The organism is Micromonospora sp. NPDC048898 (assembly GCF_043198035.1).
Classification (GTDB): Bacteria; Actinomycetota; Actinomycetes; order Mycobacteriales; family Micromonosporaceae; genus Micromonospora.
The window spans coordinates 276759-295745 of sequence record NZ_JBICUF010000009.1 but is presented as its reverse complement, the minus strand read 5'-3'; the positions used below and the strand labels follow the sequence as shown (position 1 = coordinate 295745).

Genomic DNA, 18987 nt, shown 5'->3' with positions numbered 1-18987 from the left:
AAACGGGTGACCCGACGCGAAGACGGCCGCCGGCCCGAACGCCGACGGCCGGCCACCCCCCGCAGGGGACGACCGGCCGCCGCTCGGATGGCTCAGGCCACGCCGAGGTACGCCTCCTTGACCGACGGATCGTGCAGCAGGTCCTGACCGGACCCCTCCTTCACGATCTGACCGGTCTCCAGCACGTAGCCGCGGTGTGCCCGCGACAACGCCTGCTGGGCGTTCTGTTCCACGAGCAGGATCGTCATGCCCTGCTGGTTGATCTCCGTGATGATGTCGAAGATCTGCCGGATCACCAACGGGGCCAGACCCATCGACGGCTCGTCGAGCAGCAGCAGCTTCGGTCGGCTCATCAGCGCCCGCCCGACCGCGAGCATCTGCTGCTCACCGCCGGAGAGGGTGCCACCGGCCTGCTTGCGCCGCTCGGCCAGCCGCGGGAAGAGGGTCAACACCCGGTCCAGGTCGGCGGCGATGCCGGCGGAGTCCCGCCGGGTGTACGCCCCCATGTCCAGGTTCTCCATGACCGTCATACCCGGGAAGATCTGCCGTCCCTCGGGCGACTGACACAGCCCCCGGACCACCCGCAGGTCGGCCCGGAGCTTGCTGATGTCCTCGCCGTTGAACGTGATCTTCCCCTCGGCCAGTGACCTGGTCCCGGAGATGGCCCGCATGGTGGTGGTCTTCCCGGCGCCGTTCGCGCCGATCAGGGCCACCACCTCACCCTCGTTGACGGTGAGGTTGATCCCGTGCAGCGCCTCGATCCGGCCGTACGCGACGGCGACGTTCTCCAGCTCAAGCAGCGTCATCGGCGGGCTCCCCCAGGTACGCGGCGATCACCTTCGGATCGCGGCTGACCTCCGCGGGCGCACCCTCGGCGATCTTGCGGCCGAACTCCAGCACCACGATCCGGTCGGTCACACCCATGACCAGCCGCATGTCGTGCTCGATGAGCAGGACGGTCAGGCCCATGTCACGGATCTGGCGAATCAGGGTGAGGAGCTCCTCCTTCTCCGCCGGGTTGAAGCCGGCGGCCGGCTCGTCCAGGCAGATCAGCTTCGGCTCGGTGGCCAACGCGCGGGCGATCTCCAGGCGGCGCTGGTAGCCGTACGGCAGGTTGCGCGCCTCGTCGTTGGCCCGATCGGCGATCCCGACGAAACGCAACAACTCGAGCGCCTTGGCCTCGGCCGCCCGCTCCTCCAGGACGTGCCGGGACAGACCGAAGATCTTCGCCGCCGACAGGCGCACCTGCTGCCAGCTCCGGACGATCCCGGACGCGGCGGTGACCTGCGGCAACTCCTCCGGCTTCGGACGCACCCGGTAGAGCCGGAACAGCGCCCCGGGCACGCTCGTCTTGTGCCGGGAGTCGGTGCCGACCATCACGTTCTCGAGGGCGGTCATCTCCGGGAAGAGCCGGATGTTCTGGAACGTCCGGGAGATGCCCAACTGGCTGATCTGGTGCGGTTTGCGGCCGGTCACGCGCTGACCGCGGAACCGGACCGCCCCCGAGGTCGGCTTGTAGACCCCGGTCATCACGTTGAAGCTGGTGGTCTTGCCGGCGCCGTTCGGCCCGATGAGGCCGAGGATCTCGCCCTCGTAGATCTGGAAATTGATCTTGTCGAGGGCGACCACGCCGCCGAAGCGGAGCGTGACGTCGTCGACTTCGAGCAGCACCGACCGAGGCCCCGCCTGAGTCGGGATCTTCGGCGTCGCGGTGCTGGTGGTCGGATCAGACACGAGCGGGCACCTCCTCTGCCTCTGCCGCGCGGTCTTTCAACTCGCGGGCACGCCGCCGACTCGGGACCAGGCCCTGCGGACGCAGGATCATCACCAGGACCATGGCCAGGCCGAAGACCAGCCACCGGTAGTCGGCGAAGTCGCGGAACCGCTCCGGCAGGTACGCCAGCAGCACCGCGCCGAGCGAGACGCCGATCATGTTGCCGGAACCACCGACCACGACCATGGCGACGAACAGGATGGACAGGTTCGCGTTGAACTGGGTCGGGTCGATGAACGCGTTCCGGCTGCCGAACAGGAAGCCGGACAGGCCGCCGAGCGCCGCACCGATGGCGAACGCCCAGAGCTTGAACTTGAACGGGTACACACCCATCACCGCGGCGGCGTCCTCGTCCTCGCGGACGGCCAACCACGCCCGGCCGACCCTGCTGTGCTCCAGCCGACGAACCAGGAACACCATGACCAGCACGAAGGTGATCGCCAACCAGTACCAGGGCTTCGCGTCGATCAGACCGAAGACCTTGTTGTCCGCCGACGGCGCACCCTCCGGACCGGGGATGGCCGAGATACCGACCGGGCCGTTGGTCAGCCCGGTGGCGTTGCGGGCCACGATCCGGATGATCTCGCCGAAGCCCAGCGTCACGATGGCCAGGTAGTCACCACGCAACCGCAGCGTCGGCCAGCCCAGCAGCACCCCGGAGATCATCGTCAGCACGATCGCGATGAACAGGCAGATCGCCCAGGTCACCGCCCAGGTCGGCGGCAGGTTGAACTCCTGCTGGATCCACTTGACCACCGGCGAGTTCACCGAACCGAACAGCGCCACGCTGTACGCCCCGATGGCGAAGAAGCCGATGTAGCCCAGGTCGAGCAGGCCGGCGAGGCCGACCACCACGTTCAGCCCGATCGCGACGAGCACGTAGATGGCGCAGACGAAGAGCACGCCCGCCCAGTTGTTGCCGCCCTCGATCGAGTCGGTACGCAACCAGGTCAGACCCGGGACGCCGAGCAGCGGCAGGTAGTAGAGGATCGCCACGAAGGCGGCCAGGCCGATTGCCTGCTGCCACTTCGGCAGCGCCCGCCAGCGGTCGCCGACCGAGGTCAGCACGCCGACCCGGCGACGGTCTGCGGAGCGAATCTTGTCGATCATGCGCGGGCCCTCCCGAGCGACTCACCCAACAGGCCGGTGGGCCGGAACATCAGCACCACGATCAGGACCACGAAGGCGATGACGTCCTCCCAGTTGGACGCGAAGAGCGTGGCGCCGTACACCTCGACGATGCCGAGGAAGAGGCCACCCAGCAGCGCGCCGCGCAGGTTGCCGATGCCGCCGAGCACCGCGGCGGTGAACGCCTTCAGACCCAGCACGAAGCCGATGCTGTTCTGCGTGAAGCCGAACCGCATGCTCCACAACAGCGCGGCGGCGCCGGCCATGATGCCACCCAGCACGAAGATCAGCATGATCACGCGTTCCTGGTTGACGCCCATCAGCGCGGCGGTCTCCGGGTTCTGGGCCACCGCTCGCACACCCCGGCCGTAGCGGGTGCGGTTGATGAACCAGTCCAGCAGGGCCATCATCGCCACCGCCGCGACGAAGACGATCAGCTGGATGTTCGTGATGGCCGTGTTGCCGATGGTGAACAGGGTCTCCTGCTGGATGATCGTCGGCATACCGACGATCTGCCGAGGCCGACCGAACGCCTCCGGCAACGCGCTGCCGAGCAGCTTCGGCAGCACCTGCCCGAAGAGTTCCACGAAGACCAGCGACAGACCGATCGCGGTGATCAGGAAGATCAGCGGCGGCGCGTTCTTGCGCCGCAACGGCCGGTACGCGATCCGTTCGAGCGCGAGAGCGGTGCCGCCCGAGGCGACCGCCGCGACGATCAGACCGAGCACCAGGAACAGGATCGCCTGGCCGATAGGCGGGTTATTTTGCACCCCGAGCTGGGTCCACAGGATCAGCACCGCGAAGGTACCGACCATGAACACCTCGGAGTGCGCAAAGTTGATCAGACGAAGGACGCCGTAGACGAGGGTGTAGCCAAGGGCGATCAGGGCGTAGATGGCGCCCTTGGACAGGCCGTCGACCGTGTGCTGGCCGAGATGGCCGATCAGTTCATCGAAATGCACCGGGGGTCTCCTTGAATCGAGTGCGGCCGGGGTGAAACACCCCGGCCGCACTCCATTGCGTGGGCGTCAGCTGAGCTTGAGCTCCTGCAGCGCCTCGATGGCAGTGCCCTTGATCTGGTAGGCCCAGATGACGACCTTCGCCTTGTCCACGTCACCGTTGGCGTCGAACTTGATGTACTTCGACACGCCCTGCTTGTCGTACGCCTTGACGAACTCCAGGATCTCGGCCCGGGTCTTCTTGCCAGCCTTGAAGGCGTCCAGGAAGATCGTCGCGCCGTCGAAGCCCTCGGCACCGTAGGAGCCCGGCGGGATGCCGTACTTCTTCTGGTAGTCGCCCGAGAAGGTGCCGCCGGCCTTGTCAGCCGGGAGGCACGGGCAGGTGATGATCGCGCCCTCGGCACCGCCGGAGGCACCCGCCGGGAACGCCGGGTCGTACAGACCGTCCGGGCCGACGAACTTGGCCTGGACACCGGCGGCACGCATCTGCTTCACCAGCGGAGCGGCCTCACGGGTGTAACCGCCGTAGAAGACGAAGTCCGCCTGCGCGGCCTTGATCTTGGAGATGGTGGCGTCGAACTGCGCCTGCCGCTCCTGGATCTTGTCCTTGTTCACGGCCAGCGGGCCGAGCTGCTTGCCCAGCTCCTCGGTGATGCCCGCGCCGTACGCGCTGGCGTCATCGACGAGGAAGACCTTCTGCGCGTTCTGCGTCTTCAGGTAGCTCGCCACCGCGCTGGCCTGCGTGCCGTCGTTGCCGACCACACGGTAGAAGGACTTGTTGCCCTTCTGGGTCAGGTCCGTCCGGGTCGCCGACGGGCTGACCATCGCCAGGCCAGCGGCCTGGTAGATCGGCATCGTCGCGTCCGACTCACCGGAGAAGTGACCACCGATGACACCGAGGAACGAGTTGTCCCCCGCGATCTGGTTCGCGAACGGGGTCGCCACCGCAGGGTCACCCTGGGTGTCGAACCGCTGCATGGTGACCTTGCAGTTCGGGTTGGCCGCGTTGAACTGCTCCAGGGCGAGCTCCGCGCCGTTGAGCGACGGGATCACCAGACCCGCGTTGTCACCCGTGAACGCGCCGAAGATCGCGATCTTGCCACCGCAACTACCGGACGCGGCCTTATCGTCGCCACCACCGGAATCCTGGCAACCAGCCGCGACCACCAGGGTCGCGGCGAGCGCAACGGTACCCAGCGCCCGTACATAGCTTCGCCTCACGGCTACTGACCTCCTCCAGATGCGGACGCGACTGACCCGTTGCGACGGCGACAGCAGCAGACCGCAATTCCACCCACCCCGCAGGGACTCCCCCTGCGTTACGGCTCGTGATGGCGGAGCGTACCGACACGACATACCGTCCCGGAAGGCCTGAAGGCGGGGTCTGCGAAACCGTTACGAAGACGTGGGCAATCATGTCGATGCCCGTAACAGGCGAATCCGCCAGTTGGTCCTTAGGCCCGGGTCGGGGCAGCCTCCGGTCACGCTCACGGAGGCCACCACAACCCGACAGAGACCACGCTGAACAGCGAAAACAGCCAGACGAGGCACAGCGGAGGGCGAAGCGTCGGCTTTCAGACTCCCGGACCGGACGCCCACCACAGCCCGGCCCGCGAGCCGTCGTCCGCCGCCAACCACCACCTGTCGCCCACCGCCACCAGCGTCACGTCCCGATCGACGCCCGCCGACACATCCAGCGGCATCGCGACCTCCCGCCACGACCCACCCAGATCCGTCGACACCCACACCGAGTGCCGTGCGCCATCGGTCACCGCGGCGAACAGGCGTTCCCCGGACGACACCAGCGACGCCACCGCCTGCACCCCGGCCCCGGCCCACCGCCCGAACGTCCCACCGGCCACCCAGCCCCCGGCCTCCTGCCGCCACGCGCCGAACGTCGCCCCGCGCAGCCCGACCGCCACCGGCACCCCGCCGACAAGCGTCACCCGCTGCAACTCCTCGTACTCCGAACCGCCCGGCAACACCGTGCGCCGCCACGAGCGCCCGTCCGGCGACGACCACACCGCCGGGTCACGGTCGATCCGGCCAGCCGGCAGCAAACCACCCACCGCCAGCCAACCCGGCGGCGTCGCCACCGCGTCGAACGCCCAGGTCACCCCCGCCGGGTCACTGGCCAACTCCGGTGCACCCTCGACGAGCGCGAACTCCGCCGCGTCCGGTGCCGACACCCAGGAGGCCGCGCCCGCCGAACGGTTACCCACGATCAACCAGCCCGGCGCACCCGCCGTCAGCCGGGACACGTTCACCGCCGTCGGCCCGCCGTACGTCTCGAACTTCGCCTGCACCTCGACCAGCGCGCCATCGGCCACCTGCCGCCACGTGCTCACCCGCGGATAGCCGTGCGCACCGCCGACCTTGGCGCCGATCAACGCCGCCCTACCGTCACGGCAGGCCACCGACAGGAACACGTTCTGCCGACCGTAGAAGGAATCGGCACGCACCGGTTGGACCGTCCACGTCGCACCGTCCACGCTGGTCCAGGCCGCCGGACGGGTGCCGCCCTGCGCGTCGAGCACGCCACCGACCAGGAACCACCGACCCGCACACGCCGTCGCGTCGCGCACCAGAAGGCGGCCCGCACCGCCCGGCGGCGGCGGCAGCGCCAGGGGTTGCCAACCCGGCCGCAGCGCCGGCGCGGCGGCCGGCGTCGAACCGGCGCGGCCCGGCTCCCTCGGCCCGTCGCAGCCGGCAAGCAGCAGCGCGAAGAGGCCGAACACCGCGATCACCCGTCGGACGGACACCCGTCGATGCTAACCACCGGCGCTCGCGCGCGGTGGCCCGGATCACACGGATCGGGGGCTCAGACAGTCGGTTGCTGGGGCACCTCGCCGCCGGCGGTCTCCGCGAGGATCCGCTCGGCAACCTCCTTCATGGTCATCCGGTGGTCCATCGCCGTGCGCTGGATCCACTTGAACGCCTGCGGCTCGGTCATCCCGTACGTCGTCATCAGCGCACCCTTCGCGCGCTCCACCGCCTTGCGGATCTCCAGGCGGTCGGTCAGGCTCGCGACCTCCGCCTCCAGGGCCGCGACCTCCGAGTAGCGCGACAGCGCGATCTCCACCGCCGGGACCAGGTCGCTCTTCTGGAAAGGCTTCACGAGGTACGCCATCGCGCCCGCCGCCCGCGCCCGCTCCACCAGGTCACGCTGGCTGAACGCGGTCAGGATGATCACCGGGGCGATCCGGGCACCGGCGATCCGCTCGGCGGCGGCCAGCCCATCCATGATCGGCATCTTGATGTCGAGGATGACCAGGTCGGGCTTCAACTCCTCGGCGAGGCGGACGGCTGTCTCACCGTCACCGGCCTCCCCCACCACCTCGTAACCCTCTTCGACAAGCATCTCGGCGAGGTCCAGCCGGATCAGCGCCTCATCCTCGGCGATCAGTACGCGCCTGCGCTCGGCATCCGTCGGCGTCTCAGCCACCAGCCACTCCCACCATCGATCACTGCACGGCTACCACCCATGCTCCCGCATGAGAGTAGTCGGGTACAGTAAGCGCCACCCGCCGGGATGGTGGAACGGCATACACGGAAGTCTCAAACACTTCTGCCCGAAAGGGCTTGCGGGTTCGAATCCCGCTCCCGGCACTCTGTCATACGCCTGTTCGATGATGTGGGTGTGCACCCACCGCAGATGCGGGCACAGGCCCGCGCTCTCCGCGCTCACGGACACACCATCCACGCAGTCGCCCGCAGCCTCTCGCTGCCCTACACCACGGTCTGGCACTGGTGCGTCGATCGACCCGAACCGGTGCGGCGCGGCACGGAGCTGCGCTGCTTCCGATGTCGGCCGGATGTCGACAATCCGACCGACCCCGCGGCCTACGCCTACCTGCTCGGTCTCTACCTGGGCGACGGCCACCTGGTGACGGCGGCGCGTGTTCCGGTGTTGCGCATCTACTGTTCCAATGCCTGGCCCGGGCTGATCGAGGCGTGCGATGTGGCCATGCGAGCCGTGTTGGCCTCGAAGGTGCAACGGGTCCAGAAGCAGGGTTGCGTGGGCGTGCAGAGTTACGGCCTCCACTGGCCCTGCCTGCTCCCGCAGCACGGTCCCGCCAAGAAGCACGAGCGACCGATCGTCCTCGCCGACTGGCAAAGACCGATCCTCGAACGACACCCCGGTGACTTCCTGCGGGGCCTGTTCCACTCCGACGGCTGCCGCGTCGCCAACCGGGTCACAGTGCGGGGCAAGGCGTACGTCTACCCGCGCTACATGTTCGTCAACGAGTCGACCGACATCATGGCGCTCTGTCAGTGGAGTCTCGACCTGCTGGGCGTCGCCTGGCGGATGAACCGGCGCAACTCGCTCTCGGTGGCGCGACGCGCCGCGGTCGCGACGCTGGACCGGCACGTCGGCCCCAAGTCCTGACCTGGCGCCGCGCGGATCACGCCCACCGTGGCAGTCTGGCTGGCACGCGGGCGGATGGTCGGTGACAGCGGCGACGACAGGGGTGGGAACTGATGCGGGTTGTTGTCTTCGGCGCGACCGGTATGGTCGGCCAGGGCGTGTTGCGGGAGTGCCTGCTCGCCGACGACGTGCGGGAGGTGGTGACGGTGGGCCGCCGGGCGACCGGTCGGCAGGATCCGAAGCTGCGGGAGCTGACCGTCGCGGACGTGGGCGAGTTGGACCCGGTGCGGGCCGACCTGACCGGTGTGGACGCCTGTTTCTACTGCCTGGGGGTCTCCTCGTTGGGTCTGGACGAGACGGCGTACACGCGGGTCAGCTACGACTATCCGCTCGCGGCGGCGCGGCTGTTGGCGGAGGTGAGCCCGCAGGTCACGTTCGTCTACGTTTCGGGTCAGGGGACCGACTCGTCGGGTCGGGGCCGGGTGATGTGGGCGCGGGTCAAGGGTCGCGCCGAGAACGCGATCATCGAGCTGCTGCCCAACGGCTACGCGGCGCGACCGGGTTTCATCCAGCCGACGTACGGGGCGGTGTCGAGGACACGGTGGTACCGGCTGGGGTACGCGGTCACGCGTCCGCTGTTTCCGGTGCTGCGTCGGCTGTTTCCGCACCAGGTCACCACCACCGACGGGATCGGTCGGGCGATGCTGCGGGTGACCCGGGAGGGCTCGCCGACCCGGGTGTTGGGCAACCGCGAGCTGCGCTGATCAAGCGATCGTGTCGAGAGCGGCGGCGAGGTCGGCTCGTAGGTCCTCGGGGTCTTCCAGACCGACCGAGAGGCGCAGCAGGCCGGCCGCGGGTTTCGCGTCGCCCTCGACGGGGCGGTGGGTGAGCGAGGCGGGGTGCTGGATCAGGGTGTCGACGCCGCCGAGGGACACCGCGTGGGTGATGAGCTGGCAGGCGCCGGCGACGGCGGCCGCGGCCGGTGCGCCGCCGCGTACCTCGAAGGCGAGCAGGCTGCCGGGTCCGGCCAGCTGGCGGCCGACGAGCGCCGCCGGGTCGTGCGTCGAGGGGTGGTGCACCCGGTGTACGGCGGGGTGGCCGGCGAGCCAGCCGGCGAGTTTCTCGGCGGTGGCCTGCTGGGCGCGCACGCGCAGCGGCAGGGTTTGCAGGCCGCGGTGCAGCAGGTAGCCGCCGAGCGGGTGCAGGATCGCGCCGGTGACGGCGCGGACCTGGCGTAGTCGCACGGCCCAGTCGTCGTCGCAGGCGACGACGCCGGCCAGCACGTCGCCGTGCCCACCGATGCTCTTGGTGGCGCTGTGCAGGACGAGGGTGGCGCCGTGTCGGGCGGGTTGTTGCAGGACGGGGGTGGCGACGGTGTTGTCGACGAGCAGCGGGATGTCGCCGGCCGCGGTGGCGAGGGCGGCGATGTCGACCAGGTCGAGGGTGGGGTTGGCGGGTGTCTCGGCGATGACGAGTGCGGTGTCGGGGCGGATGGCGGCGGCGACCTCGTCGGGGCGGGCCCAGGTGACGGTGGTGCCGAGCAGGCCGGTGGCGAGGACGTGGTCGGTTCCGCCGTAGAGGGGTCGGACGGCGACGACGTGCCGGCGGTCGTCGCGGGCGGCGGCGAGCAGGGTGGCGGTGAGGGCGGCCATGCCGCTGGCGAAGGCGACGGCCTGGGCGGTGCCTTCCAGCTCGGCGAGGGCGGTTTCGAAGCGGGCGACTGTGGGGTTCCAGAGCCGTTGGTAGACGGCGCCACCCTCGGTGGGGAGGGTGCCGCCGGTGGCGAGTTGTTCGTACGCGGCGCCGCCGTCGTCGACCGAGGGCAGTGGGTTGGTGGTGGACAGGTCGATGGGTGGTACGTGCACGCCGAGGGTGCGCAGGTCGTCGCGACCGGCGTGTACGGCCCGGGTGTCCATCGTTGTCATGGCGGGTAGCGTCGAACATCCACCTGTTCGGAGGCAATGGGTCGGCAGATGATTCTGGTGAGCACCCTGGTTTCGTCCGTGGATTCGGGCGAGGATGGCTGGATGCCTCCTGTGCCGAACGATGTGCGGCCGTATCCGGCCCTGGACGAGGTGGACCGCGCGATCCTGGCCGAGCTGGCCGCGGATGGGCGTCTGCCCAACAATGCCCTCGCCGAGCGGGTGGGGGTGGCGCCGTCGACGTGCCTGACCCGGACGCGGGCGCTGCGGGACCGGGGCGCGATCCGCGGTTTCCACGCCGAGGTGGACCCGGCCGCGCTCGGTCTGCCGTTGCAGGCGTTGGTGTCGGTGCGGTTGACCGCGCACGAGCGGGCGGCCGTGGACGCCTTCCGGGCCCGGTCGGTGCGGCTGCCGGGGGTGGTGTCGGTGTTCCACGTGGCGGGTGCGGAGGATTACGTGCTGCACGTGCGGGCGGCGTCCGGTGACGCGTTGCGCGACTTCGTGCTGGACCACCTGGCGGTCGACCCGGTGGTGCAGCACACCCAGACCAGTCTGATCTTCGAACAGGCACGTGGGATGGGGTGAGCGGCGGTGGAATGAACGGGCGGGCCGGGGAGTTGGCACTGCGTGTGATCACCGTACCGTTGTCTGTTCTTGATCTTGCCCCGGTCGCCAGGGGCACCACCGCTGGCGCGGCCCTGGCGGCGACCACCGAGTTGGCCCGTCGTACCGAGGAGTTGGGCTACCACCGGTTCTGGGTGGCCGAGCACCACAACATGCCGGCGATCGCCAGCTCCGCCCCCGCGGTGCTGCTGGCGCACCTGGCGGCGAACACGTCGACGATCCGCCTCGGGTCGGGCGGAGTGATGCTGCCCAACCACGCGCCGCTGGTGGTGGCCGAGCAGTTCGGCACCCTGGAGGCGCTGCACCCCGGTCGGATCGACCTGGGCATCGGCCGGGCGCCGGGCACCGACCAGGTGACCGCGCTGGCGTTGCGGCGCACCATGGAGGGCCTGTCCGCGGAGGGTTTCCCGCGCGAGCTGGCCGACCTGATGAACTACTTCAGCGGCGAGAAGCCGGGGCAGATCATCGCCACGCCGGGTCGCGGTGAGCAGCCGGCCGTGTGGCTGCTGGGTTCCAGCGGTTTCAGCGCCCAGCTCGCCGGCCTGCTGGGTCTGCCGTTCTCCTTCGCGCACCACTTCAGCTCGGCGAACACCCTGCCGGCGCTGGCCCTGTACCGGCAGCACTTCCGGCCGTCGCAGTGGCTGGACGAGCCGTACGCGATGGTGGCGGTCAACGCGGTGTGCGCGGAGACCGACGAGCGGGCCGAGTGGCTGGCGGGGCCGAGCGCGCTGTCGTTTCTGAAGTTGCGCTCCGGCCGGCCGGAGCCGTTGTCGACGCCGGACGAGGCGGCCGCCTACCCGTACTCCGAGATCGAGCGGGAGTTCATCCTGCAGCGCCGCGACGGTCAGGCGATGGGTTCGCCGGAGACGGTGCGCCGGCAGCTCACCGAGCTGGTGGAACGCACCGGCGCGGACGAGCTGATGCTGACCACCCTGGTGTACGACGTCGCCGACCGGGTGCGGTCGTACGAGTTGATCGCCGAGCAGGTGGCGGGCGGTCTGCACCGGGACGCATGAAACACGATCTTCACGTCAGCGTCACCCCGCCGACCCCGACGCTGCCTAATGTTGGTTCCGGTGGTGGTACGGCATCCCCGGTCGGGACGGGTCGGGAATGCCGCGGTGTGGCGCACCGGGCCGGAGCTGAGCGGATTCCGCGGCTGCGGCCCGGTGCCTGCCACCCTAGGCGACCCCGTTCGGGACCGCCAGGGGTCAAATCAACGTAGGTAGATGTTCGGGGTGGGTGGGCTGGCCATCTGGTCGCCGATGAAGAACCCCGGGTGTGGCGGCTGGTTGTAGGCGGTGTTCTGCCACGCGATCGCCACCCGATACTGCGGGTCGTGCATCAGGGTGTGGATCCGGGTGCTGGTCGGCGTGGGCGTGCTGTAGATGCGCAGGGCCCGGCTGTCGCTGGTTCGCCAGATCACCTCCTCCCGCCAGTCGCCGAGGATGTCACCGGAGAGCGCCGGTGTGGACTTGGTGCCGTTGTTGGACGCCACCCCGCTGCCGTCGAGCAGTCGGGTCTCGCCACCGGTGCCGTACTTGTCGATCTTCGTGCCGTCGAGCAGTTCGCGTACCGGATCACCGTCCCACCAGGCGAGGAAGTTCGCCGACGACGGCTTGCGGCCGATGTTCTGACCTCTGGTGTTGGCCAGGCCGGCAACCGCTGACGACCACGACTCCGCGCCGGGGCTGCCGGCCCAGATGTCCGCGGAGACGCCCCGGCCGTTGTCGCCGGAGGCCGGCGTGGACCAGAGGATCTGACCGGTACGCGCGTCGGCGAACCAGGAGCTGGGCTTGCTGGCGTCCTCGTCGACCTTGAAGACCTCCAGGCCGGCGCGGCCCGGGTCGAGGTCACCGACGTGCATGGCGTCGCCGTGCCCGTTGCCGGTCGAGTAGAGCAGCCGGCCGTTGTCGTCGATGGTGGCGGCGCCGTAGACGATCTCCTGACGGCCGTCGGCGTCGACGTCGGCGACGGAGAGCTGGTGGTTGCCCTGGCCGGCGGCTGCGCCGTTGCCGGAGGAGTTCGAGTCGAACGTCCAGCGCCTGGTCAGCGTGCCGTTGCGGAAGTCCCACGCGGCGATGACCGCGCGGGTGTAGTAGCCCCGGGCCATGACCAGCGACGGGCGTTGCCCGTCCAGGTACGCGGTGCCGGCGAGGAACCGGTCCACCCGGTTGCCGTACGAGTCGCCCCAGGACGACACGGTGCCGCGCGGCGGGTCGTAGCTGACGGTGGAGAGCACCGCGCCGGTCTGGCCGTTGAACATGGTCAGGTACTCCGGACCGGCCAGCACGTAGCCGCTGGAGTTGCGGTGGTCCGCCGACGACGAGCCGATGAGCTGGCCGGTGCCGGAACGGGTGCCGTCGGCGGTCTTCATGGCCACCTCCGCGCGGCCGTCACCGTCGTAGTCGTACACCTGGAACTGGGTGTAGTGGGCGCCGGCCCGGATGTTGCGGCCCAGGTCGATCCGCCACAGCCGGCTGCCGGTCAGGGTGTACGCGTCGACGTAGACGTTGCCGGTGTAGCCGGACTGGGAGTTGTCCTTGGCGTTCGACGGGTCCCACTTGAGCACGATCTCGTAGGTGCCGTCGCCGTTGAGGTCCCCGACCGAGGCGTCGTTGGCGCTGTAGGTGTAGTTCTCCCCGCTGGGGGTGGTGCCGCCGGCTGGGACCTGCAACGGCACGTCCAGGTAGCCGTTGGCGAACTGCAGCGCCGGTGCCGACGCCGCCTGCTCGGCGCCGCCGACCACGGCCCGCACGGTGTACGCCGAGCCGGCCGCCGCGCCGCTGTCCAGATAGGTGGTGGCCCCGGTGATCGGGCTGGCGTTGACCCTGGTCGACCCCCGGTACAGGTTGAACGCCACCCCGGAGGTCTCGGTGCCGAGCAGTCGCCAGGACACCAGGTTGCCGCTGCCGGAACGGACGCTGATCAGCCCCCGGTCCAGGTTCTCCAGCTGTTTCGCCCCGGCCGGCGGTGTGGTGGTCGGAGGCGGGGTGGTCGGAGGCGGCGTCGTGGGTGGTGCCGTGGTGGGTGGCGGGGTGGTCGGCCCGTCGGTGGCCGGGGTGCCGGTGCAGGTGGTGCCGTTGAGCGCGAAGCTGGCCGGCACCGGATTGCTGCCGGTCCACGAACCGTTGAAGCCGAACGCGGCGGTGCCGTTGGCGGCGATGCCGGCGTTGTGGTCGACGTTGCGGGCGGTGACCTGGGCACCGGCCTGGGTGACGACGGCGTTCCACGCCTGGGTGACCTGCTGTCCGGCCGCGTACGACCAGGTGAGGGCCCACCCGTTGACCGGGTCGCCGAGGTTGGTGACTGTGACGTTGGCGCCGAAGCCGCCCTGCCACTGGTTGGTGATCTGATAGTCGACCCGGCAGCCGACGGCGGCGGCCGAGGCGACCACCGTGCCGAGGGTGCCGGCCACGACGGCGGCCGCCGTCGTGCCGGCGAGCAGGATCAGCCGATGTCTGGACGGGTGCATGGACTGCCTCCGAGGATCCGCGGATGATCGCGGCGGCCCACCCGCCCGGCCCGGGACGCGCGGTGGACCCGTCGCGCCGCTACGGCGGCGGACGGCGATCTGATCGGGGGTGAACGCCCTGGAACTCGCGGATCCGACTCACCGCGCATCGTAGGGCAAGCGCTTTCCGCCGTGCAACATCGATGACCGTTGCTGGCTGCCGCTCCGGCCCGCCTTGCCTCCGCCATCGAGGGCTGATCAACTCGTACGGGTGAGCACTCCGCACATGGACCCCGCCGAGTTCCGTCGCGCCGGCCACGCGGTCGTCGACTGGATCGCCGACTACTGGACGACGCTGGCGCAACGACCGGTCACCTCGGCCGACCCGCCCGGCACGGTGGCCGCCGCCCTCCCCACCGCACCACCCACCGCCGGCGGCGAACCGGTCGAGGCGGTCCTCGCCGACCTGGACTCGATCGTCCTGCCGGGGCTGACCCACTGGCAGCACCCGGGCTTCTACGGCTACTTCCCCGCCAACACATCGGGCCCGAGCGTGCTCGGTGACCTGGTCAGCTCCGGGCTCGGTGTCCAGGGCATGCTCTGGGCCACCAGCCCCGCCTGCACCGAGGTGGAGACGGTGCTCATGGACTGGCTGGCCCAACTGATGGACCTGCCGCACCGGTTCCGCTCCACCGGCACCGGCGGTGGGGTCATCCAGGACTCGGCGTCCTCGGCGACGCTGGTGGCCACCCTCGCCGCGCTGCACCGGGCCAGCGGAGGCCGCTGGCGCGACACCGGCATCGACCGGCGCTACCGCGCGTACACCTCCGTACACGGGCACTCCTCCATCGAGAAGGCCGCCCGGATCGCCGGACTGGGCACCGACGGCATCCGGCCGATCGACGTCGACCCGGACAGCCAGGCACTGCTGCCGGGCGCGCTCCGCGCGGCGATCGAGGCCGACCTGGCCGCCGGGGACGTACCCGCCATCGTGGTGGCGACAATCGGCACCACCTCCACCACCGCCATCGACCCGCTGCCGGAGATCGGTGCCATCTGCGCCGAGTACGGGATCTGGCTGCACGTGGACGCCGCGTACGCGGGCGCCGCCGCCGTCTGTCCCGAACTGCGGTGGTCGCACGCCGGCCTGGAGTACGCCGACTCGTACTGCTTCGACCCGCACAAGTGGCTGCTCACCGGGTTCGACTGCGACGCGTTCTGGGTGGCCGACCGCGCCGAGCTGGTCGACGCGCTGACCGTACTGCCGGAGTTCCTGCGCAACGCGGCCTCCGAGTCCGGCGCGGTGATCGACTACCGGGACTGGCAGGTGCCGCTGGGCCGACGGTTCCGCGCCCTGAAACTGTGGTTCGTCATCCGCTGGTACGGCGCCGAAGGGCTGCGGGCACACATCCGCTCCGGCGTGGCGCTTGCCGACCGGTTCGCCCAGCGGGTCCGCGCCGACGACCGGTTCGAGGTGACGGCGGCGCACCCCTTCTCGCTCGTCTGCTTCCGACTGCGCGCCGACGACAACGCCAACGCGGCACTGCTGGCCGCGGTCAACGCCACCGGACGGGTGCACCTGACGCACACCCGCGTCGCCGGCCGCTACACGCTACGGCTGGCGGTCGGCTCGCCCCAGACCACCGAGGCGCACGTCGACGAGGCCTGGACACTGCTCGCCGAGACGGCCGACAACCTGCGTTCCCCCTGACTTCTGTCGCCCCGTCGCCCGTCGCCACGCGCGCCCTTTACTCGCGCCCCGCGCCCCGCGCCCCGCGCCAAGATCGTCGCAACTTCGGGGATGTTGCTGCCTCAGACACCGCGGGAGACAGCAATATCCCCGATCTTGCGCGGATCTTGACGACGAACACCATCACCGAAAGACCGGGGGCGGGGTGTGGGGCGCACGCGGCGCCAAGGTCACGCTCGATCCAGGATGTAGTGGCCACGAAGCGTCGAGAAGGCCACTACATCCTGGATAGTGCACGATCTTGGTGACCCAACCCTGACAGTCGCGGCGCCAACCGGGTCCCACCGCGCACCCCACCCCCGCACAGCACCCGCCGTCGATCATGGAGTTGTGGTACCTCACCGTCGGGGCAAGGCCGGACCACGGGGCAAGGCCGGAAGCGGAACGGGGTTCAGCGTGGCGTGGGCGTACCCGTGGCGGCCAGATCGGCCGCTACCGCACCGGTGGTAGCAACGTCGGGCAGCTCGGCGGGAACGGTCGCGGCGGAGGGAGCGCTCGCGGCTTCGGCGCGGGCGCGTCGGGTGCGGCGGAGTGCCCGCACGGCCAGCACCAGGGCGGCCAGCCAGCCGGCGGCCAGCAGGACGTACACGACCGGGCGGACCGGGCCGTCGAGGTCGGCGGAGCGGATCAGCGTGCGGGCGTTGGTCAGCACGATCACGCCGCCGATCGCCGCACCGAGCAGTTGGGCGGGCACGATGCGCACCAGCCAGGCGGCCAGCGGGGCGGCGATGAGCCCGCCGATCAGCAGCGCGGCGACGGTGGGGAGCAGGAACCCTTCGGAGCCCAGCCCGATCAGGAAGCCGACACTCGCCGCACCGGCCACGACGAACTCGGCGGTGTCCACCGAGCCGATCACCTTGCGGGGCTCCATGCGGCCGGAGACCAGCAGCGCCGGGGTGGCCACCGGACCCCACCCGCCGCCACCGGTGGCGTCGACGAAGCCGGCGACCAGGCCCAGGGGGCCGAGGAAACGTCCGCGCAGTCGCCCGCCGACCCGATCGGTGCGCAGCGGTCGGGCGAAGCGGACCAGCAGGTACGCGCCGAGGGTGAAGAGGATGCCGGCCATCCACGGCGCGGCCACCTCGGTGGAGATCGAGCTGAGCAGGGTGGCACCGGCGAAGGCACCGATGGCGCCGGGCAGGGCGATGCGGGTCACCACCCGCCAGTCGACGTTGCCGAAGCGCCAGTGCGCGACCCCGGCGGCGAGGGTGGTGCCGATCTCGGCCAGGTGCACCGAGGCCGAGGCGGCGGCCGGGGCGACCCCGGCGACCAGCAGCAGAGTGGACGAGGTCAGCCCGTACGCCATGCCGAGCGAGCCGTCGATCAGCTGCGCGACGAGCCCGACCAGAGCGAGTACCAGCAGCTTGCGCACGAGCGCCCCCTGACTTTTCGGTATCTCCTATCGACTTGGTCGACAATGCGGCACGGGGCGGCCGGGGTCAAGCCTCTGATCGGTGGATGGGACGCCCACCGTGCGACGCACCGCTGTCGATGCCGACCGGCAACCACCGCGAGTGGAGGATCGGCGTGGCGGGCGCGAGGGGCGGGTGGCGCGGGGCCCGGGACGGGGCCGGTGCTCAGATCCAGGCGCGCGGGTCGGCGACCAGTTCGGTGATACGCGGGGGCAGGGTGCCCGCGGCCACGTCGGCGACGCTTACCAGTTCCAGGATCTCCCGTTCGCTGGCCCGCAGTGCGATCCAGACCTCCTGGAGCGCGCGGGCCGGGCCGTGGTAGCCGAGCTGCTCGGGGCGTTGCCCGCGGACGTGGGCCAGCGGCCCGTCGATCACCCGGATCACCTCGGCGAGCGAGATCTCCGCGGCGGGGCGGGCCAGCCAGTAGCCGCCCTCCGGGCCGCGCTGGGCGTGCACGATGCCGCCCCGGCGCAGTTGCAGCAGGATGCTCTCCAGGAACTTCGGCGGGATTTCCTGGGCACGGGCGATCTGGTCGGCCGTGACGGGCCGGCCGCGCCCAGGACCACTGGCCGTCGCGGCAAGCTCGGCGGCCGCGCGGAGGGCGTAGTCGACCCGGGCGGAGAGGCGCATGCCGGCAAGGTTAGCCCCCGGTCAACCGGCCGGGCGGGCGACCCTCGGCCGATCGGACACGCATCGATGGAATTCGCGTCATTCACGCCCGTTCCGACTGTCGTCGAGGACCAGTCAAAGCACGCCATGATCCACCGTAAGGTGGGGGCCGAAATGCCGGTATGGAGCGTCCTTATGCTGGGCGGGGGGTACGACCGCCAGACCGTTGCGGCGGTGCCGGTCCGCAGATCGACAAACATCGGGGGAAGGCAACACGATGACCGATATCGCCACACGCACCTGGGATGGCATGACCATCCCGGTCGCCGGCACCTATCTTCTCGATCAGGCGCACAAGCGGATCGGTTTCCTGTCCCGGCACATGATGGTGAGCCCGGTGCGCGGCGAGTTCGCCGAGGCCACGGCACAGATCTTCGTGGCGGAGGACCCGCTGCTCTCCTCGGTGACGGCGACCATCGCGTCGGCCAGCATCACCACCGGCAGCAGCGACCGGGACACGCATCTGAAGAGTGCCGACTTCCTCGATGTGGAACGCTATCCCGCGCTCGAATATCGAAGCACCGGCATCAGGTGGCAGGGCAACGAGGACCCCATCTTTCAATGGGCCCGGCTGCGCAGCCATCGGCTCGGTGGACGTGGCCGGAGTCCGATTGTTCCGCCGCAGTCCGACGGCGCGCCGGGTCGATTCGTGCTGACCGGTGAGTTGACCGTGAAAGGAATCACCCGGGCTGTCGACCTGGAGGTGAATTTCGGCGGCGCCCGTCGTGATCCGTACGGGCAGAACATCTTCGGGTTCAGCGCGACGGCCGAGATCAACCGCGAGGATTATGGCCTGCTCTGGAATGTCATGCTGGAGAGCGGCGGGGTCCTGGTCGGCAAGACGGTGCAGATCGAGATCGCGGGCGAGGCGATCCACCAGGCCTGACCGAGGCCATCCCCGCCAGGTCCTGGCGGGGACGTGTCGA

Annotated in this window: 17 protein-coding genes and 1 tRNA gene; 7 read left to right on the top strand and 11 right to left on the bottom strand. The window is 70.2% G+C overall.

What is annotated here, in order from left to right:
* Positions 1 to 92: 92 nt before the first annotated feature.
* The 7 genes from ACGFIQ_RS23705 to ACGFIQ_RS23675 form a co-directional block, all read right to left on the bottom strand.
* Complete coding sequence (locus ACGFIQ_RS23705; protein WP_393246927.1) at positions 93 to 806, bottom strand: ABC transporter ATP-binding protein; 714 nt, start codon at positions 804 to 806, stop codon at positions 93 to 95.
* Positions 793 to 1698: an ABC transporter ATP-binding protein gene (locus ACGFIQ_RS23700; protein ID WP_393246999.1), complete on the bottom strand. Its 906-nt coding sequence runs from the start codon at positions 1696 to 1698 to the stop codon at positions 793 to 795. The genes ACGFIQ_RS23705 and ACGFIQ_RS23700 overlap by 14 nt, the downstream gene beginning before the upstream one ends.
* Positions 1699 to 1726: 28 nt before the next feature.
* Positions 1727 to 2884 (bottom strand): branched-chain amino acid ABC transporter permease, encoded by a 1158-nt coding sequence (locus ACGFIQ_RS23695; protein ID WP_393246925.1) that lies wholly within the window; start codon positions 2882 to 2884, stop codon positions 1727 to 1729.
* Positions 2881 to 3864: a branched-chain amino acid ABC transporter permease gene (locus ACGFIQ_RS23690; protein WP_393246923.1), complete on the bottom strand. Its 984-nt coding sequence runs from the start codon at positions 3862 to 3864 to the stop codon at positions 2881 to 2883. Before ACGFIQ_RS23690 ends, ACGFIQ_RS23695 begins: the two co-directional genes overlap by 4 nt.
* A gap of 66 nt (positions 3865 to 3930) precedes the next feature.
* Positions 3931 to 5082, bottom strand: coding sequence for a branched-chain amino acid ABC transporter substrate-binding protein (locus tag ACGFIQ_RS23685; protein WP_393246921.1), 1152 nt, complete (start codon positions 5080 to 5082; stop codon positions 3931 to 3933).
* Positions 5083 to 5435: 353 nt separating this feature from the next.
* The gene (locus ACGFIQ_RS23680) at positions 5436 to 6623 is read right to left on the bottom strand and encodes a hypothetical protein (RefSeq protein ID WP_393246919.1); all 1188 of its coding nucleotides are present in this window, start codon (positions 6621 to 6623) and stop codon (positions 5436 to 5438) included.
* A 59-nt stretch (positions 6624 to 6682) separates the two neighbouring features.
* Positions 6683 to 7306, bottom strand: coding sequence for an ANTAR domain-containing response regulator (locus ACGFIQ_RS23675; protein WP_393246917.1), 624 nt, complete (start codon positions 7304 to 7306; stop codon positions 6683 to 6685).
* Between the two features lie 81 nt (positions 7307 to 7387).
* Here ACGFIQ_RS23675 and ACGFIQ_RS23670 point away from each other — a divergent pair.
* From ACGFIQ_RS23670 to ACGFIQ_RS23660, 3 genes are all read left to right on the top strand, one after another.
* A tRNA-Leu gene (locus tag ACGFIQ_RS23670) sits at positions 7388 to 7470 on the top strand.
* A gap of 31 nt (positions 7471 to 7501) precedes the next feature.
* Positions 7502 to 8251: a transcriptional regulator gene (locus ACGFIQ_RS23665; RefSeq protein ID WP_393246915.1), complete on the top strand. Its 750-nt coding sequence runs from the start codon at positions 7502 to 7504 to the stop codon at positions 8249 to 8251.
* A gap of 92 nt (positions 8252 to 8343) precedes the next feature.
* Complete coding sequence (locus ACGFIQ_RS23660) at positions 8344 to 8994, top strand: NAD-dependent epimerase/dehydratase family protein (protein WP_393246913.1); 651 nt, start codon at positions 8344 to 8346, stop codon at positions 8992 to 8994.
* On the opposite strand, the gene ACGFIQ_RS23655 is transcribed toward ACGFIQ_RS23660, so the two are convergent.
* Positions 8995 to 10155, bottom strand: coding sequence for a trans-sulfuration enzyme family protein (locus ACGFIQ_RS23655; RefSeq protein WP_393246911.1), 1161 nt, complete (start codon positions 10153 to 10155; stop codon positions 8995 to 8997).
* A gap of 102 nt (positions 10156 to 10257) precedes the next feature.
* Here ACGFIQ_RS23655 and ACGFIQ_RS23650 point away from each other — a divergent pair, with 102 nt between their 5' ends.
* On the top strand, positions 10258 to 10737 hold the full coding sequence (locus ACGFIQ_RS23650) for an Lrp/AsnC family transcriptional regulator (protein WP_393246909.1): 480 nt from the start codon (positions 10258 to 10260) through the stop codon (positions 10735 to 10737).
* Positions 10738 to 10748: 11 nt separating this feature from the next.
* Positions 10749 to 11792, top strand: a complete 1044-nt coding sequence (locus ACGFIQ_RS23645; RefSeq protein WP_393246997.1) for an LLM class flavin-dependent oxidoreductase — start codon at positions 10749 to 10751, stop codon at positions 11790 to 11792.
* Between the two features lie 200 nt (positions 11793 to 11992).
* Here the strand turns inward: ACGFIQ_RS23645 and ACGFIQ_RS23640 are convergent, their stop codons facing one another.
* On the bottom strand, positions 11993 to 14251 hold the full coding sequence (locus ACGFIQ_RS23640; RefSeq protein ID WP_393246907.1) for a cellulose binding domain-containing protein: 2259 nt from the start codon (positions 14249 to 14251) through the stop codon (positions 11993 to 11995).
* 250 nt (positions 14252 to 14501) lie between these two features.
* Between ACGFIQ_RS23640 and ACGFIQ_RS23635 the strand changes: the two genes are divergently transcribed.
* Entirely contained in the window at positions 14502 to 15941 is a 1440-nt protein-coding gene (locus ACGFIQ_RS23635) for a pyridoxal-dependent decarboxylase (RefSeq protein WP_393246905.1), read from the top strand.
* Between the two features lie 430 nt (positions 15942 to 16371).
* Here ACGFIQ_RS23635 and ACGFIQ_RS23630 read toward each other — a convergent pair whose 3' ends face one another.
* Both ACGFIQ_RS23630 and ACGFIQ_RS23625 read right to left on the bottom strand, forming a co-directional pair.
* Positions 16372 to 17352 (bottom strand): sulfite exporter TauE/SafE family protein, encoded by a 981-nt coding sequence (locus tag ACGFIQ_RS23630; protein WP_393246903.1) that lies wholly within the window; start codon positions 17350 to 17352, stop codon positions 16372 to 16374.
* Between the two features lie 205 nt (positions 17353 to 17557).
* Positions 17558 to 18022, bottom strand: coding sequence for an RrF2 family transcriptional regulator (locus ACGFIQ_RS23625; protein WP_393246901.1), 465 nt, complete (start codon positions 18020 to 18022; stop codon positions 17558 to 17560).
* Between the two features lie 256 nt (positions 18023 to 18278).
* On the opposite strand from ACGFIQ_RS23625, the gene ACGFIQ_RS23620 reads away from it, so the two are divergent.
* A complete protein-coding gene (locus ACGFIQ_RS23620) occupies positions 18279 to 18947 on the top strand; it encodes a YceI family protein (protein ID WP_393246899.1) in 669 nt (222 codons plus the stop codon).
* Positions 18948 to 18987 lie beyond the last annotated feature (40 nt).